Origin of the sequence: Bradyrhizobium sp. CSA207 (genome assembly GCF_029051685.1) — a bacterium.
In the GTDB taxonomy this organism is placed as follows: domain Bacteria; phylum Pseudomonadota; class Alphaproteobacteria; order Rhizobiales; family Xanthobacteraceae; genus Bradyrhizobium.
This window is the reverse complement of the sequence record NZ_JAACFT010000005.1, coordinates 97,662-113,029: the sequence shown is the minus strand read 5'-3', so window position 1 is coordinate 113,029 and position 15,368 is coordinate 97,662. Positions and strand designations below refer to the sequence as shown.

The following is a 15,368-nucleotide window of genomic DNA, read 5'->3' as shown; positions in this document are numbered from 1 at the left end:
ACGCGTTCCGCGTTTGTCGCGACGGAAAACCGCTACGCACTTTGCGCTCACGCCGCCCTTCGGGTCTGGACCATGCTCTACTCCCTGATCAGCGCCTCGACCTCACTGCGAAGCGCCTGCCGCGAGCCGTCGCGTGAATAGAACATGTGGCCCCCGGGATAGACGACGAACTTCACGCGTTGCGTCGCAAAGGCCGGCAATTGGTCGAGCACCCGCTTCGTTCCGAAATAGGGCGTGGCGAGATCAAACAGGCCATGCGCGACCAGCACGCTCAGCTTCGCATCGGTGGCGAGGATCTGGCGCAGCTCCGACACCGACTGAGGCGGGCTGATGCCGTTGCCAAAATCCCAATTGCGTTCGACGGCGCCGTTCAGAATTTCATAAGAGCCGTCCGGCCGCCAGTTGAGCTTGCGTGTCAGGACGTCGACCGCGGCACTCGTCAGCGGCGCCTGGAGCGCATCGCCTGAGGGATCGCCGAACCGGGAGTTGCCCGAATCCGGATAGGGATCGAAGCCGCGCACGGAAGCGTCGTAGCGTCCGGTCACCTTGCCGTTCTTGCGGTCCAGTTCGCGGCGGAATTCACCGACGTCGAAGCGGCCGGCGAGCCTGCGGCTTACGGTCTGGTCGATGCCGGTCAGGCTGGCGATCTTGTCGGCAAGACGGTTGGTCGCCTCCTTGTCCGCCTCGCCCTTGATGAGATCAGCCAGGAACTCGCCGCGCGCGTAAGCCTCGACGTCGGCAAGATCGGCGCGCGTGACCGGTCCCTTGGCTTGACGGGCCACCGCGGCGTAGCTGGGCAAGGTCGCGACATATTGCAGAAGGCTGGTGCCGGTGAACTCGCGGAAGTCGAGCAACGGCGACACCAGGACCAGCCCCCGGACGCCGACGCCGTGCTGGAGCTGCAACTGGCGCACGACCTTCGGTCCGCGAATGCCGCCATAGCTCTCGCCCGCGACGTATTTCGGCGAGACCAGCCGGTCATGCTTCTCGAGCCAGCGGCGGATCACGAGCGCGATCGAATTGACGTCGCCGTCGACCGAATAGAACCGTTTTCGCGCGTCGTCTCCACTTGCGGAGAAGCGGCTGTAGCCAGTGCCGACGGGATCGATGAAGACGAGATCGGTGAAGTCGAGCCAGGTTTCCGCATTTGGCTTCACCTCGGGCGACGCCGATGGCGATAGCGCTTCGCCGTCGAGCGGCAGCCGCCAAGGCCCGGCAGCACCGAGCTGGAGCCAGGCCGACGACGCACCAGGCCCGCCGTTGAACAGGAACGTGACCGGGCGCGTAGCGCGGTCGGCGCCGTCGAGCTCGTAGGAGGTGGTGGCGATGTCGGCGAGCGGCTCCCCCTTCTCGTTGAACACGCGGATCGAGCCGGCGGTTGCGACGAAGTTGAGCGTCCGCCCGGGCAGATCAAGCGTCTGCCTGGTGGTCGAATCCGCCGGGAGACGATGCGGCTCGGCGGCAGATGGCGCCACGTTCTGCGCGCCAGCGCCGCGCCCGCCCTTCTGGCCGGTTGGCGCCGTTGTCTCGGAGCGCGGCTGCGGCGGATCATCCGCGCGTGCGAAGCCTGCAAAGGCGAATGCAGATATTGCCAGCACCAGCCCCGTTCGGCACAGCGCCGACCAACGCATGACCATGACGATTCTCCCTGCCGGCCGTGCTTGCGCATCATCGCTTGCCGGCCAGCGCTGGCGAAAGTTGTAGCGGCCAATTGCGACGGTTTGGGGGATCCAAAGCGCCTGGTTGGCTTTGCGCATCGGGTCTGCCCGACCGATCTGGATCATGGCACGGCCCCCGCCCAATTCGAGCCGGTTTTTTACCCTGAATCAGCACGGGCGGCCGCCCGACCCGCCGCCGGTTTGCTTTGAGGGGCTGTTATCCTCGACAATACAGGCCGAGGTGTATAGACGAGCCCGGCGGAACCTTCTCGAGCCAGCTGCCCTGCCCGGAAGCCATGACCAAGCCCTCTCGATACGACCGGATTGCCTTCGTCGCCAGCCCGAGCAGCGAGGCGCAGGTCGCCTTCGGCCAGCTCACAAAAACCTACGGCAATTGCGAGCCGAAGGAGGCCGACGTCGTGGTGGCGCTCGGCGGCGACGGACTGATGCTGCAGACGCTGCATCAGCACATGCACACTGGAAAGCCGATCTACGGCATGCACCGCGGCACGGTCGGATTCCTGATGAACGAGTACGCGACGCACGATCTGCGCGCACGCCTCGAGGCAGCACAGGAGTCTTTGATCCATCCGCTGCTGATGCGCGCCACCGACGTCAATGATCGCGTCCACCTGCATCATGCCATCAACGAAGTCGCCCTGTTCCGACAGACCCACCAGGCGGCGCGGCTGCGGATCCTGATCGACGAGCGCGAGCGCATGACCGAGCTGATCGCCGACGGCATCATGGTGGCGACGCCGGCAGGCTCGACGGCCTACAATCTGTCCGCCCAGGGACCGATCCTGCCGATCAACGCCGCCCTGCTGGCGTTGACGCCGATCAGCGCGTTCCGCCCGCGCCGCTGGCGCGGCGCGCTGCTGCCCAACACGGCCTATGTCGTGATAGAGGTGCTGGAAGACGACAAGCGCCCCGTCGCGGCAGTCGCCGACCATGACGAGGTGCGCGACGTCCGCCGGGTCGAGGTCCTGTCCGACAAGACCATCTCGATGCGGATGCTGTTCGATCCCGGCCACAGCCTGGAAGAGCGCATTCTGCGCGAGCAGTTCGGCTCCTGAAGGATCTGCCCGGAGCTCGCCGGTCCCCGGTCGCAACGCTTCGTTAACCCTCGGCACGATATGGTTAATGAAAGTTGACCGCTTCGGCCCGGGCGCCATGTTCCGCATCGATTTCAACAAGCTGCGCTTCCTCGTCTGTGACGACAATCCGCACATGCGCCGCATCCTGCGGACGCTGTTGCATTCGTTTGGCGCGCGCGAAGTCTACGAGGCCGAGGACGGTGCGACCGCGCTGGAAATGTACAGCCACTACGTGCCCGACATCGTCATCACCGACTGGGCGATGCCCATCTTCGACGGGCTCGAGCTGGCGCAGATGATCCGGCAGCCGGACTCCAAGGGCAATCCCTACGCGCCGATCATCATGCTGACCGGTCATTCCGAGAAGCGGCGCGTCACGGTCGCGCGCGATGCCGGCGTCACCGAATTTCTGGCCAAGCCGATCTCGGCCAAGGGGCTCTACCAGCGCATCCTCAACGTGGTCGCCAGTCCCCGCCCCTTCATCAAGACCAAGACCTATTTCGGTCCGGACCGGCGCCGCAACACCAGCTCTGCCTATATGGGCCCCGAGCGCCGCGTCGGCGAAAAGCACGAGGTGCTCCAGCAACCTTCGCTGCTCGACAAGGCCCGTTCCTCCATCTAGCGCAACGTCTCACACGGCCAGGGCGGACATCATGGCGAACAACGGCGCAAGGGACATCGAGGTCAAGGCCTTCGCTACGCATCAATTGATCACGCAGCCCAACCCGCTGCGCAAGGTGCTGCGCCGGGTCGAAGACAAGGACATGGACGATCCGGTCGGCCGCGCCGAGCAGGCGCTGGCCAGCCTCTCCGGCGAGTTCAAGGACTGGATGGCGACTGAGGTCAACCGGCTTTCGGCCGCCTACGTCGCCATACGCAATGACGGCTTCACCAAGGACAGGCGCGACGAGCTGTTCCGCGCCGCGCATGACATCAAGGGCGACGCTGCGACGTTCGGCTATCCGTCGGCGGCGGCAATCGCCGAAAGCCTGTGCCGCGTCATCGAGCACGCGCCTGATTTCGAGAAGGTGCCGGCCGAGCTGTTCACGCACCACATCAACGCCATCCTGGCCATCGCGCACGAGAACACAAAGCTCGACAGCATCAGCGTCTCCGCCGAGCTCAGCCGCCGCCTGCGCAACGTCGCCGACGATTATCTCGCCCACGTCAACCGCGACCGTCCCGAGCATCTCGAAGCGATCCTCGCACCGAGCATCGTGCCGGCGGAGTAGCTCTCGTTTCGTCATTGCGAGCGCAGCGAAGCAATCCAGAGTCTTTCCGCGGAGGGATACTGGATTGCTTCGCTTCGCTCGCAATGACGGAGTTTGTGGGGCCGCGTCGCGCGCTTTGAGCTACGCCGCGATCAGATCGTCATAGGCCGGCACGATCGTCTCCTCCGCGACCAATTCGTCGCAGAACAGCCTCGCCTCTTCACGCGCCGATTCGGTGGCGAAGCGGCGCAGCAGGATCATCAGCGGCTCGGTGGCACCGCCGTCGGTCTCGCAATGGGTGAGCACGCGCTCGACCATGCGCCGGCGCAGCCGCACGGCACTCTCATCGGTATCGACGAAACCTTGCTCGTGGCAGGCATCGAGCGCGACCTGGAACGCCGCGAAAGTGGCCTCGGGAAGCCCGGCGCGGCGCAGCAGCGCGTGCAGGCCGGCGCCGCCACGATCATGCAGCAGCGCAGAGACGCGCGCCAACGGCAGATCGGCGAGCTCGGCCAGCGCCGCGTCGAACAGGTCGAGGTTGCTCGACAGCAGCGCGCGCAGGATCAGGCCCGCGGTAAGCTGGCCCGTGACACGCAGATGCCGCACCAGCCCCTGCATCTCCTCGCCGCGCGAGCGCGCCGCGATGTTCATGGTGGAGCGGTCGCGCGCCTCGATCATCATGCGGTCGGCACGGTCGGCGCTCAGCCAGTTCCGCGCCACGACGAATTGCGACAGCGTCTCCGAGAGTTTTGCCACCAGCGCGGCACGCGTGGCGGCAGGCAGGTCCTCGATCACCAGCATGGCTTCGCGGATTGCGGCAAGATGGCCGTGACGCTCGACGATGCGGTCCCAGGAGAACGGCGCGAGCTCGGCGTAGGGATTTTCGATCAGCTCCAGCGCGGCCGCGGCGCAACCGACCTCGGCGATCGCGGCGCAGACGGAGGCCGGCAGTACGATACGGCGGGCGACGGCGCACTGCACTTCGCTTGTGCCGGTCGCAACGATGTCGACCAGATCCGCATCGATCAGGAGCGGAGAATGTTCGAGCACGGGCAGTGCGACAGTCGGCTGGTCCGTCGACAGCGCCCGCACGATGGCGGCCGGCGCATCCGTGCTGCGCGAAAAGGCCTCGGCCATCGCCTGCCGCACCAGCGGCGAGGCATCGTCAAGCAGCATCAGCAGCGCCCCCTCTGCGGCGACGCGGTCGTCATGGGAAAGGTCGGAGATCAGCCAAGCCCGGGCCAATGCCCGCGTCGCCTCGGCCCGCTCGCCAGCGGACGCCGTCCTGATCCAATTGATGAACTGCCGAACGATCATGGTCCTTCCGGCCTACGCAACCCGACGAAGCGGTGACGGCTTGTCACCTGCAACGCAAAATAAACCACGACGCTTAACAAAGCGTTCACCATAACTGGCTGGTTTTATTGACGTTTTGTTAAGGGAACAAAGCCGCCTCGCTAACAGGTCCGGGACGCAGCGCAGCACGCAATGATGTGCGGCGCCTTGTCCGGGATACGCGAGTGGATGTCAGCTTGAGAAGGTGCCGCTGCGATCGCTGAAAAGATCGAGTGGCTGCGGCGGGCGTACGTCGGGCGTTGCTGACCTGATCGAAGTGAGCGAGGCATTGTTGCCCCACAATTTCTGCACTGTCGTCGAGACCGGCTGGGTGGTGTCGCCGGGCTGATAGATCGAGCGAAACGCCGGCGTGCTCGGCGCATTGTCCGCGACAATTGTTGGCGATGTCGTACTGACGGGCGTCACGGCGCGCGTATCCGGGAAGGTCTGAAGATAGGCGGCGTTGTTGATCACCGGCGCCGTCGCCTGCACGCCGTTTGCACTCGCCACCTGCGTGGTCGACGGCGTACCGCCGTACATCGCCATCGCACTGCGGGTCGATTTAGCATTCGCCGCGCTCGCATAGCGCGCGTCCAAAACCGAATAGACCTCGGAGACGCTGCGTGCGCGGCCGTCCCTGGCGTAGAAGATCGAACGGTTGGCGGCCGCCGCATTGGGAAACAGCCGCGCGCCGACGGCTTGCGGATTGTCCTCGGCATTGGCGATCAGCTTGGCGGCCCCGCCGACGCCCATGAAGTGCGCCATATACAGCTCGCTGTCCGACGGCCTGCGGCCGAGCATGCCGGTGAGCTTGAAACTGTTGGACTGCGTCAGCGCCGCGGCCATGCTGGATGCGGCCTCCGGATCGTCGCGCAGCTTCATGATCGACCGCTTCATCATGGGATCATCGACGGTGTAAGTGCCCGACGAGGTCTTCGTGATGGCATCGGAATAGCTGCCATAGCCGAGCTGGGCGCCCGCCTCCTTCACTGTCCCCAGCCAAGTCTGGTCGATGAACTGGTAGAGTCCGTGCGCGGATGATGTGGTCGCACCAGCGGCCGGGTTGAAATCCGACTCCATCTTGGCCGTTGTCAGCATGTATTCGAAGCTGACGCCGCTGATGTTCGAAGCCTGCTTGATCGCACCGGCGACGCGCGCCGGTGACGGATCGATACCGGCCGTCTGCGTGGCACTGAAATTGTCGACCGACATGATGACGTGCCCGCTCCGCGCGGCGTTGAGCGGCGCCGGCAATTCGGACGCCCCGTCGTCTCACCGTGGGACAGGCATGGTTAATGCGGGGTTAAATTGGCTCTCGCCGTCATTCCGGGGGCATCGCGCCAGCGATGAACCCCGGAATCCATTCCGTCGCACGTGATGCCTTGCGATGGATTCCGGGTTCGCGCTTCGCGCGCCCCGGAATCACGGCGGACTATTTCTGATAGACGTCGCCTGGATCGAACAGCCGCTCCGCATCGACGAAGACGAGCTTCGCAATCCCACCCTCGGGCTCGATCTTGCGATAGAAGCAGGACCGGCGGCCGGTGTGGCAGGCCGCGCCGATCTGCTCGACGCGGAGCCAGAGCGCATCCTGGTCGCAATCGGTGCGGATTTCGACCACACGCTGGGTCTGACCTGACGTCTCACCTTTTCGCCACAAGGCATTGCGCGAACGGCTGAAGTACCAGGCTTCGCCGGTCGCAATGGTCTTGCGCAGCGCTTCCTCGTTCATGTGCGCGACCATCAGCACGTCGCCGCTGGCGGCATCGGTCGCTACGCAGGTGACGAGGCCGGCCGCATCGAATTTGGGGAGGAAGGCAAGGCCTTCCTCGACGTCGTGAGAGTGAGCGGACACGGGCGTCCTCGCCAAAAGCGTTCGCGAGGTCAGCGCGTGCCTCGCACCAGGGACAGAAAGCGGGCCTGTTCCGCCGGATTGTCGCGGAACATGCCGGTGAAGCGGCTGGTGAACGTCGAGGCACCATGCTTGGCGACACCGCGCACCGACATGCAGGTATGCTCGGCTTCGATCAGCACGGCAACGCCGCGGGGTTTGAGGACCTCGTCGATCGCCGCCGCGATCTGCGCCGTCAGGTGCTCCTGGGTCTGGAGCCTGCGGGCGAAGATATCGGTGAGGCGCGCGAGCTTGGACAGACCGACGACGCGCTCCACCGGAGTATAGGCGATATGCGCCTTGCCGTAGAACGGCATCATGTGATGCTCGCACTGCGAGGTGAACTCGATGTCGCGCACCAGCACGAAGTCATCATAGCCGGCGGTCTCGCCGAACGTGCGGTCGAGCACCTCGGCCGGGCACTGATGGTAGCCCTGATAGAGCTCGTCGAAGGCCTCGACCACGCGGCGCGGCGTGTCCAAGAGCCCCTCGCGCTCGGTGTTCTCGCCGATATAGGCCAGCAGCGTCTTGACCGCACGCTCGGCCTCGGCGCGCGCGGGGCGCGGCTGGTCGGCGCGGACGGCGGCCGCGAGGAATTCGGCAGGATCGAGCTCGGCGGGGCGACCCTCGGCATGCTTGTCGGAAGGCTTGTTGGGGCGGATGGATTTGATCGTAGCGTCCATATCGACTCCGTTCGACGGCCTTGCGGCCGGAGTGTCACCGGCAGACGGGGCGGCAATCCGCCGGACGCCTGTAGAGAACAGTTTTAGCAAAAAACGTCTTGGGCTTTAACGCCGGTCTCGTGGTCCCGGACCAGCGCCGCCGGACCGCCAGACTGTTTTTCCGCAAGTTCCGCCCCTATATAGGACCGTGGACCGCGCCCGCCAAGGCCGATCCCGCCCGAAGTGCTGGACTCCATCACATGCTGAACGACATCTATAACAAGCGGATCATCGAACTGGCCGGGAATATTCCGCGCCTTGGACGCCTTTCGGATCCGGACGCCACCGCCACCGCCCACTCCAAGCTGTGCGGCTCGACCGTGAAAGTCGACCTCAAGATGGACGGCGACACCGTCACCGACTTCGCCCATGACGTGAAGGCGTGCGCACTCGGCCAGGCCTCTTCATCCATCATGGCAAGTCACGTCGTCGGCTCGACTGCGAGCGAACTCCGTGAGTTACGCGAAACCGTTCGCAAGATGCTGAAGGAGAATGGCGCTCCTCCCGAAGGCAAATGGGCCGAGATCAAGTTCCTCGAGCCGGTCCGCGACTACAAGGCGCGCCACGCCTCGACACTGCTGACCTTCGATGCCGTGGTCGATGCCATCGGCCAGATCGAGGTCAAGGCGAAGCAGCCGGCCACCGCGCAGGGCTGACGCAAATTCCTATTTCTGCGATGTCGTAGCCGGCGCCGTGCCGGTCGGCACCAGGGCTTCCGCCGTCTTCGTCGCGCTGGAGGACGCCTGCGGGTGCTCAGGTTGCTCGCTGACCCTGTCCTGCGCCTTCGGCGCCAGTTCGGCCATCGCAGGCGCCGAGACGTTCACGTCCGGCAGCACGTCGGCCACCAGGTCGGTCGTGACGAGATTGGTGAGCTTCAGTTCCGCCGCGTCCAGCTCATGCAGGTCTTCCCAAGGCGGCACGTTGAGCGCGAGCGACAGCAAATCGCCAGCGCCACCCATGTCGAACGTGTATTTGGCCAAGCGGCCGATGTCGCGCTCCACGATCATCAGATCCTGCGCGCTGTAACTCGCCGCCTTGGCATCGTCGGCGCGGTCGCCCATCCAGATCTGGTGGACGCGCACATGGGCGGCTTCCGGAACGTAGCGCTTCTTGCCGGCCAGCAGCAGGAACACGCACATCGATTCACAATAGGCTTCGGATGCGACCGCCGGGCGGGCGCCCTGCCCGCCTCGATTCTGCACGCTCATGCCGACCGTGGTCAAAAGGCCGAGGTTGCGGAACCGCCGGCCGAGCGTGATTGCGTCGTTGACGGAACCGCCGCTGGAGTCGAGCACGACGGTGGCACCGCCCAGTTGGCGACTGCGGGCGAATTCCTCGAAATTCTTTGGCGTATCAGCAGTGATGATGCCGACCGCGCTGACCCAGCCGCGGCAATTCGGTTCGCAGGCGACCCAGCTGAACTTCATCGGCAGCTTGCGCTCTTCGAGGGCAGCACCGGCTCGGGCCGACGACCCGAATGTCGCGACGGCGCCAGCCAGCACGACTCCACATACGGCGGTTCCTACCAGCAACCAGCCGCGAAGATTGAGCGACTTCAGAAGTGTCAAACTGGTCCCTTCCCCAAGCCCCATTCGCGCGATTATCCCCGCTCCGCGCTCGATGAGTCCATCATACAGACGTATGTTTCCACGAGTGTCACAAAAATGGTATCCGGGGGAATACAGATCGTCCATAGGTACTTGCTGCACTGCTCCCAAAAAGCATGCAAAATATGGCGCACAAACAACAGCTTGCTGTTCCCTGCGCCGGAACCGCGCAACACGTCGCCCACGATCGCAGCAAAGCGCCCATGAAGCATTCAGCCTGCGAGCATTGTTCCGATTCGGTCGAGGGTGCGCGCCGGCTTCCGCGCAGATTCGGTCGCGCGCTGATCTGGCTGTACCGGCACACGCTGTCGCCCCTGGTCGGCTACAATTGCCGACACCTGCCGACCTGCTCAGTCTACGCCGACGAAGCGATCGAACGGTTCGGACTCTGGGCCGGCGGCTGGATGACCCTCGCGCGCCTGTTGCGCTGCAATCCCTTCGGCACGTCGGGCATAGACAACGTGCCCCTCACCGCTCCGCAACGCGCGCGCTGGTATCTGCCCTGGCGCTACGGCCGCTGGCGCGGCGTGAATGCGTCCTAGTCTCGCAGCATAGCTGGAGGGAACCGGAACTTCCTGCTCGCGTTGATGTGATGCTCCCACGGGAGGAAACAACAATGCGCTGGAAAATCAGCCCTCATTTTCACTTCAGACTGAATCCAAATCCCAAGGTCAGTCCGAGGGGTCACGACCCCAGAACCATCGACATGCTCGCCATTATCGCCCTGCTGGCGCTCGTGCTTGGCTCTGGCTGGTATCTGGCGACGAGCCTTGCGACGCCGCCGAGCACCACGGCGTTCATCGTGCCGAGTCAAAGCGTGCATTGGTAGTGCGGCAGGTCAAAGGTCCAGGACCAGCCGATCCGCCTCTGATCCGGCGACGCAGACCATGAGATAGCGCTCGCGCTCATACGGCGACAGGATGCGGTCGCGATGCACCGGCTTTCCTTCAAGCCAGCCGACCTTGCAAGCGCCACAGATGCCGCCGCAGCAAGACGTCGATATGTCGATGCCGCCCTCCTGCAAAGCCGCAAGCATGGTCTGCCCGGCGCGAACCTGGATTTCGGTCCCCGTGCGCGCCAGTGACAGCATGAAGGGCTTTGCGTCGGGATCGATGACCGGTGGCGGTGCGACGAAACGCTCGATATGAACGTTGGCTGCGGGCCAAGTGGCGGTCACGCGCTCGAAATCATCGATCATGCTTTCCGGCCCGCAGCAGGCGACCAGCGTTTTCGATCCGCCTTCCCCGACCAGGGAGGCAAGATCCGGACGTCCGCCCCGGGACGTGTAATGCACGACGATGCGACCTGCATCGATCAGCGGCGCGAGGTAAGACGCCAGCGGCGCCTCCTGGCGCACGACCAGATGCAGCGTGAAGTCGGCGTCTCCGGTTCGTGCGAGGTGCCGCGCCATCGACAGAAACGGCGTCACGCCGATGCCGCCTGCGATGAACACGTGGCGCGCAATGCCGGCACCGGGCTCCAGTCCGCCGCGCGGCAGCGAGACTCCGATGACGTTGCCAATCCCGACCTCGTCGTGAAGCGCGCGCGAACCGCCACGCCCCTCCGCCTCGCGCTTCACCGCGATGACATAACGCGCGTTGTCCGCAGGCTCGTTGCATAGCGAATAGGTCCGCACGAGACCGCTCGGCAAATGCAGATCGATGTGTGCGCCCGGCTTGAACGGCGGCAGCTCCCAATGATCGGGGTCGGCCAACGTGAACAGCTTTATTCCTGTACCGGCCCCTTCGATGGCGGCGACGACCGTCTTGATCGTCGTGATCGGACGCACCCTCACGCCGCGCTCCGCACGGTGTCGCCGACCCTGACGATGCCGTCTCGCAAAATCCTGCAGTTGAGGCCCGAACGGTTGATCAGCGGATCGAAGATCGCCTTGCCGGTGATCTCCTCGATATGCCGGCATGGAATCGACAACCGGGTCGCTTCCAACAAGGTCTCGCCAAGCCAGAAGCGGCGTCCGACCAGGTGGTTCAGCGGCACGCCTTCAACCGTCACGTTGCGCCGATGCTCCTCGGGGCCAAGCTCGATCCCGGCGTCGCGCTTCAGCGCAATCAACGTCTCGAGTTCGAACAGGGTAACCTGCCGGCCCTCCTCGGGCTTGTGCGAGTAAAATCCTTCCTCGCGGCCGATCATGTAGCGGTCGCCTTCGATGCCTTTGCCGGCGACCAGTGTAAGCTGCTCCATCGCGCGCATCGGCAGGAAGGCCCGTGGGGCGAGATGGAGGAAGCGCACCACGCCGGTCCAGCCGAGGCGTGCAGTTCTCTGCGCCGAACCGGTGTCGATCTTATCAAGCATGACAGAATCCTTGTGAGAAGCGATGGCGCGCCGCAAGACGCGGCGCGCCGCGGGATCAGGTCAGTTCCTTGTTCGCCATTTCAGGCGCGAACGTCGTCGCGGTCGCGGTGATCGCGGCGCATGCGATCAGCAGCAGCGAGACCGGCCAAGTGGCGCCGCCGCTCCAGGCCATCAGAGAGGCCGCAATCAGCGGCGTCAACCCGCCGCTGAGCGCCGCACCGACCTGGAACCCTAGCGAAGCGCCGCTGTAGCGCAGCCGCGCGGAAAACAGCTCGGAGTACCAGGGCGCGCCGATGCCGAACATCACCATCTGTCCGAAGGTGATCGTGACCACGATGGTGCAGATGACGATGGTGGGATCGCGGGTATTGAGCAACCAGAACAGCGGGAAGGCAAACAGCGCCGAGAACAGGCAGCTAGCGTAGAACATCGTCTTGCGGCCGAGGAGATCGGACAGCCAGCCGAACAGCGGAATGGCGATCAGTGCGACCAGCGACGCCGCGAAGGCGCCGTTCAGCACCACCGCGCGTGACAGGCCGAGATTGGCCGTGGCGTAGGACATCACGAACACGCCGCCGATGCTGGCATACGCGATCTCGGAAATCTTCAATCCGACAGCGGTGAAAAAGGGCCTGCGATGATGCTTGAAGATCTCGACCACCGGCAGCTTCGCGACGTCCTTCTTCGCCTGAACCTGGCGGAAGGCAGACGTCTCCTCCATGTTGAGGCGGATGTAGAGGCCGACGCCGACCAGCAGGATCGAGACCAGGAACGGAATACGCCAGCCATAGGCCATGAACTCGCCTTCCGGCAGGCTCGCCACCAGCGCGAACATGCCGATCGCGGCGAGATTGCCGATGGGGTTGCCGACCTGCACCATGCTGCCGAGCAGGCCGCGGCGGTGTGTCGGGCAGTTCTCCACCACCATCAGCACGGCACCGCCCCATTCGCCGCCAAGGCCGATCCCCTGGAGGAAGCGCAAACCGATCAGCAGCAGCGGCGCGGCGATGCCGATCTGCTGGTAGGTCGGAAGCAGGCCGATCAGGAAGGTGCCGATGCCCATCACCATGATCGTGATCGCAAGCATCGCCTTGCGACCGACCTTGTCGCCGTAGTGACCGAAGATTGCAGCGCCGAGCGGCCGCGCCAGAAAGCCGACCGCATAGGTGCCGAAGGCCGCGATGGTGGCGAGCGTGGGATTGCCGGCGGCAAAGAAGACCTTGTTGAACACCAGCGCGGTCGCGGTGCCGTAGATGAGGAAGTCGTACCATTCGACCGCGGTGCCGATCACGCTCGACCACACGATGCGTCGCAAGTTCGCCGTCTCGTCCGGCGCTACGTTCAGGGCTACGTCGTCTGCTACGGTCATCGATCTCTCCAAAAAGTACCGGCGCCTGGGAAAAGCAGTTGTTCTGTTCGTGGAGCCCCATCGGCAGCCCGAACGGTAAAAATCGATCATGTTTACTGTTGGAAATCAACGGTGCGGAACGCGGCAGTTGCCGCCGAGAGTGGCAGAACGCGCGGATTGCCTTATTTATCGGCGAATAGTCATAGAATACCAGGGCGTCTGCTCAGAATATCCGCGGGAATGCTTGAAATTTCTGCGCATGAGTTTTCCCTTGGGATACAGCCGAGCCCCGGCCTGCGCGAGCTGTATTCAGCGCCGGGCTGGCGGTCGGGGCATATCTGTTGCAAAAGATGCTGCAGCAGTTCGGTCGTGATCTGGAGACACATGCGTGCTTGACGTCAGCAAGGCGGCAGCCGTCGGGGCCAACATCCGCCAAGCGCGGATCGCCAAGGGCCTTACGCTGGACCAACTCGCCAGGCAGAGCGATCTCACGCGCGGCTACATTTCCCTGGTCGAGCGCAACCTGAAGATCCCCTCGCTCGCAGCCCTGCTGCGGATGGCCGCCGCCCTCGAGGTAAACGTCGCGAATTTCTTCGACCCCAACGCCGAGCCCGCGCCGCGCTATACCCTGTTCCGCCGCGAAGGCGGCAACGCGCCGCTGTTCCAGGATACTTTTGGCGTGGTCCCGCTGGCAACGGGGCGCACCCGCAAGATGATGGAGCCGTTCCTGCTGAGCCCACCGCACAAATCGGCGACGCGCGCCTCGCATGCAGGCGAGGAACTGCTCTTCGTCATCAACGGCAGAATCGCGATCAAGCTCGACGGCGAAGAGCTCGTGCTTGGCAAGGGCGACTGCCTGTATTTTTCAGGCGAGACACCGCACGAGGTCAGGAGCCTCGGCCGCCAGAAAGCGGAGGTCCTGGTCGTTGTCGCGCAAACCGCGGCGGCGTGAGGGCGGACTTCAGCAAATAGCCTATCGAAACCAGAAGAAGCGTCCAGACTGCGGCGGAACAGATTCGGGCCGACGCGGCCGCTTCGGGCGAGGCGGTTTTGGCGACGGTTCGGCGGATGAGGTGGTCTCCGCTCCCGGCGCGGTCTCGCTCCCCGGCACCTTCACCGACAGCAGCAAATTCGATTCATGCATCCGCCAGCGATAACCGACGCCGAAATCGATCGGCTGGGCGCGCGTGAACAGTTCGGCGTAGCGCTCCTGGTAGCGGCCGGGGAATTCGTCGATCGGCCCGAGATAGCGGCCGAACGGGAAGAACCGCCACTGCCGTGCATTGTAGTTGGCGAGCGGAATGCCGGAATCGTCCTGGACGATGGTGGCGCTGTTGGCGAGCAGCCAGTCGCGAACGAAAGTGAAGTTGCCGGAGTGCAAAAGATAGGACGCGCTCTTGAGCAGGCTGTTGCCGGGCCCGAGCGTCTCGCAGAACTTCAGGAAGCCCGCGGCGCGTGCGCCGGCATTGGAGAGATCGGTCGAGAAATAATACAGCGTGCGCGCCTCGCCGTCGCTACCGGCGAAGGTGATGCGAACGCCGCGGGTTGCGTTCGGTCCGGGATTGTCGTTGCCAATGTGCATCCCGCCCTTGTTGTCGAGTGCGATCATCTCGACGTTGCGGATGGTCTTGTCGGAGCGCGCCAGGAAGACGTAGAGGATCGGCAAGGTGCCGTTGACCTGATTGGCGTGCAGGTCGACCTTCATCTGCTTGGTGATGAAGAAGGAAAAGCTCAGGATCGAGCCGAGCGAGCGCTCGACATTGTAGAGCGCGGCGCCGACCGAACCGCGCGGCAGCCGCGTCAGGTCGGGCACCGCTCCGACAGGCTCCAGCGCGCCGAGAACATAGGTGCTGGCCTTGGGGTAGAAGGCGTTGGCGTATAGAAAATCCGGACCGCTGAACATGTAGAACATGGTCGGCCTGGGCGCTGCCAGGTTGACGTCGGCCCAGTTGCGGATCTTCGAGAGCTGACGCTGCTCGAGCTGGGCGAAGGCGCCGTCGAAGAATTTTGCGTGGCGCTGCCAGCCCGGATCCTTCGTCAGTGGCACCAGCGGCGAGTCCGCCGAAGGCTGCATGCCGGCGAGGAAGCGCGCGGTATCGTCGATGGTCACGTCGGCTGCACGTGCGGACGAGATGGCCGCAGCCAGCAGAGCAAAAGCGACGGCCGCAATTCTCATGGATCGAAAC

Annotated in this window: 17 protein-coding genes; 7 read left to right on the top strand and 10 right to left on the bottom strand. The window is 64.4% G+C overall.

Annotated features, from left to right (window positions below):
* Window positions 1–77 precede the first annotated feature (77 nt).
* The gene (locus GWG65_RS06830) at window positions 78–1,637 is read right to left on the bottom strand and encodes a peptidase S10 (protein WP_275194639.1); all 1,560 of its coding nucleotides are present in this window, start codon (window positions 1,635–1,637) and stop codon (window positions 78–80) included.
* Between the two features lie 317 nt (window positions 1,638–1,954).
* Here GWG65_RS06830 and GWG65_RS06825 point away from each other — a divergent pair, with 317 nt between their 5' ends.
* The 3 genes from GWG65_RS06825 to GWG65_RS06815 all read left to right on the top strand — a co-directional run bounded on the left by GWG65_RS06825 (window position 1,955) and on the right by GWG65_RS06815 (window position 3,987).
* Complete coding sequence (locus GWG65_RS06825) at window positions 1,955–2,734, top strand: NAD kinase (protein ID WP_275194638.1); 780 nt, start codon at window positions 1,955–1,957, stop codon at window positions 2,732–2,734.
* 97 nt (window positions 2,735–2,831) lie between these two features.
* Complete coding sequence (locus tag GWG65_RS06820) at window positions 2,832–3,377, top strand: response regulator (RefSeq protein ID WP_148737958.1); 546 nt, start codon at window positions 2,832–2,834, stop codon at window positions 3,375–3,377.
* A 31-nt stretch (window positions 3,378–3,408) separates the two neighbouring features.
* Complete coding sequence (locus GWG65_RS06815) at window positions 3,409–3,987, top strand: Hpt domain-containing protein (RefSeq protein WP_275194637.1); 579 nt, start codon at window positions 3,409–3,411, stop codon at window positions 3,985–3,987.
* 120 nt (window positions 3,988–4,107) lie between these two features.
* Here the strand turns inward: GWG65_RS06815 and GWG65_RS06810 are convergent, their stop codons facing one another.
* From GWG65_RS06810 to folE, 4 genes are all read right to left on the bottom strand, one after another.
* Entirely contained in the window at window positions 4,108–5,283 is a 1,176-nt protein-coding gene (locus GWG65_RS06810; RefSeq protein WP_275194636.1) for a DUF2336 domain-containing protein, read from the bottom strand.
* 210 nt (window positions 5,284–5,493) lie between these two features.
* Window positions 5,494–6,555: a transglycosylase SLT domain-containing protein gene (locus GWG65_RS06805; RefSeq protein WP_275194635.1), complete on the bottom strand. Its 1,062-nt coding sequence runs from the start codon at window positions 6,553–6,555 to the stop codon at window positions 5,494–5,496.
* Window positions 6,556–6,733: 178 nt separating this feature from the next.
* Window positions 6,734–7,156 carry a phosphoribosyl-AMP cyclohydrolase gene (hisI, locus tag GWG65_RS06800; RefSeq protein ID WP_275194634.1) on the bottom strand — a complete coding sequence of 141 codons (423 nt, stop codon included), beginning with the start codon at window positions 7,154–7,156 and terminating at the stop codon, window positions 6,734–6,736.
* 29 nt (window positions 7,157–7,185) lie between these two features.
* A complete protein-coding gene (gene folE, locus GWG65_RS06795; RefSeq protein WP_275194633.1) occupies window positions 7,186–7,875 on the bottom strand; it encodes a GTP cyclohydrolase I FolE in 690 nt (229 codons plus the stop codon).
* Between the two features lie 239 nt (window positions 7,876–8,114).
* Between folE and GWG65_RS06790 the strand changes: the two genes are divergently transcribed.
* Complete coding sequence (locus GWG65_RS06790; protein ID WP_275194632.1) at window positions 8,115–8,570, top strand: iron-sulfur cluster assembly scaffold protein; 456 nt, start codon at window positions 8,115–8,117, stop codon at window positions 8,568–8,570.
* A 9-nt stretch (window positions 8,571–8,579) separates the two neighbouring features.
* On the opposite strand, the gene GWG65_RS06785 is transcribed toward GWG65_RS06790, so the two are convergent.
* On the bottom strand, window positions 8,580–9,506 hold the full coding sequence (locus GWG65_RS06785; protein WP_275194781.1) for a hypothetical protein: 927 nt from the start codon (window positions 9,504–9,506) through the stop codon (window positions 8,580–8,582).
* Window positions 9,507–9,724: 218 nt separating this feature from the next.
* Between GWG65_RS06785 and yidD the strand changes: the two genes are divergently transcribed.
* On the top strand, window positions 9,725–10,063 hold the full coding sequence (gene yidD, locus GWG65_RS06780) for a membrane protein insertion efficiency factor YidD (protein WP_275194631.1): 339 nt from the start codon (window positions 9,725–9,727) through the stop codon (window positions 10,061–10,063).
* Between the two features lie 74 nt (window positions 10,064–10,137).
* Window positions 10,138–10,350, top strand: coding sequence for a hypothetical protein (locus GWG65_RS06775; protein WP_275194630.1), 213 nt, complete (start codon window positions 10,138–10,140; stop codon window positions 10,348–10,350).
* Between the two features lie 9 nt (window positions 10,351–10,359).
* Here GWG65_RS06775 and GWG65_RS06770 read toward each other — a convergent pair whose 3' ends face one another.
* Genes GWG65_RS06770 through GWG65_RS06760 form a run of 3 tightly spaced genes read right to left on the bottom strand, consistent with a single transcriptional unit; the run spans window position 10,360 to window position 13,203 of the window.
* The gene (locus GWG65_RS06770) at window positions 10,360–11,316 is read right to left on the bottom strand and encodes a PDR/VanB family oxidoreductase (protein WP_275194629.1); all 957 of its coding nucleotides are present in this window, start codon (window positions 11,314–11,316) and stop codon (window positions 10,360–10,362) included.
* Window positions 11,313–11,834, bottom strand: coding sequence for an MOSC domain-containing protein (locus GWG65_RS06765; protein ID WP_275194628.1), 522 nt, complete (start codon window positions 11,832–11,834; stop codon window positions 11,313–11,315). Before GWG65_RS06765 ends, GWG65_RS06770 begins: the two co-directional genes overlap by 4 nt.
* 55 nt (window positions 11,835–11,889) lie before the next feature.
* On the bottom strand, window positions 11,890–13,203 hold the full coding sequence (locus tag GWG65_RS06760; RefSeq protein ID WP_275194627.1) for an MFS transporter: 1,314 nt from the start codon (window positions 13,201–13,203) through the stop codon (window positions 11,890–11,892).
* 367 nt (window positions 13,204–13,570) lie between these two features.
* Here GWG65_RS06760 and GWG65_RS06755 point away from each other — a divergent pair, with 367 nt between their 5' ends.
* A complete protein-coding gene (locus GWG65_RS06755; RefSeq protein WP_275194626.1) occupies window positions 13,571–14,134 on the top strand; it encodes a cupin domain-containing protein in 564 nt (187 codons plus the stop codon).
* A gap of 21 nt (window positions 14,135–14,155) precedes the next feature.
* Here GWG65_RS06755 and GWG65_RS06750 read toward each other — a convergent pair whose 3' ends face one another.
* Window positions 14,156–15,358, bottom strand: a complete 1,203-nt coding sequence (locus tag GWG65_RS06750) for a hypothetical protein (RefSeq protein WP_275194625.1) — start codon at window positions 15,356–15,358, stop codon at window positions 14,156–14,158.
* Window positions 15,359–15,368: the final 10 nt, after the last annotated feature.

Bases quoted from the DNA above. Each gene is read 5' to 3' on its own strand.
- GWG65_RS06830 (WP_275194639.1), bottom strand. From the start codon at position 1,637: ATGGTCATGCGTTGGTCGGCGCTGTGCCGAACGGGGCTGGTGCTGGCA.
- GWG65_RS06825 (WP_275194638.1), top strand. From the start codon at position 1,955: ATGACCAAGCCCTCTCGATACGACCGGATTGCCTTCGTCGCCAGCCCG.
- GWG65_RS06820 (WP_148737958.1), top strand. From the start codon at position 2,832: ATGTTCCGCATCGATTTCAACAAGCTGCGCTTCCTCGTCTGTGACGAC.
- GWG65_RS06815 (WP_275194637.1), top strand. From the start codon at position 3,409: ATGGCGAACAACGGCGCAAGGGACATCGAGGTCAAGGCCTTCGCTACG.
- GWG65_RS06810 (WP_275194636.1), bottom strand. From the start codon at position 5,283: ATGATCGTTCGGCAGTTCATCAATTGGATCAGGACGGCGTCCGCTGGC.
- folE (WP_275194633.1), bottom strand. From the start codon at position 7,875: ATGGACGCTACGATCAAATCCATCCGCCCCAACAAGCCTTCCGACAAG.
- GWG65_RS06790 (WP_275194632.1), top strand. From the start codon at position 8,115: ATGCTGAACGACATCTATAACAAGCGGATCATCGAACTGGCCGGGAAT.
- GWG65_RS06785 (WP_275194781.1), bottom strand. From the start codon at position 9,506: ATGGGGCTTGGGGAAGGGACCAGTTTGACACTTCTGAAGTCGCTCAAT.
- yidD (WP_275194631.1), top strand. From the start codon at position 9,725: ATGAAGCATTCAGCCTGCGAGCATTGTTCCGATTCGGTCGAGGGTGCG.
- GWG65_RS06775 (WP_275194630.1), top strand. From the start codon at position 10,138: ATGCGCTGGAAAATCAGCCCTCATTTTCACTTCAGACTGAATCCAAAT.
- GWG65_RS06765 (WP_275194628.1), bottom strand. From the start codon at position 11,834: ATGCTTGATAAGATCGACACCGGTTCGGCGCAGAGAACTGCACGCCTC.
- GWG65_RS06760 (WP_275194627.1), bottom strand. From the start codon at position 13,203: ATGACCGTAGCAGACGACGTAGCCCTGAACGTAGCGCCGGACGAGACG.
- GWG65_RS06750 (WP_275194625.1), bottom strand. From the start codon at position 15,358: ATGAGAATTGCGGCCGTCGCTTTTGCTCTGCTGGCTGCGGCCATCTCG.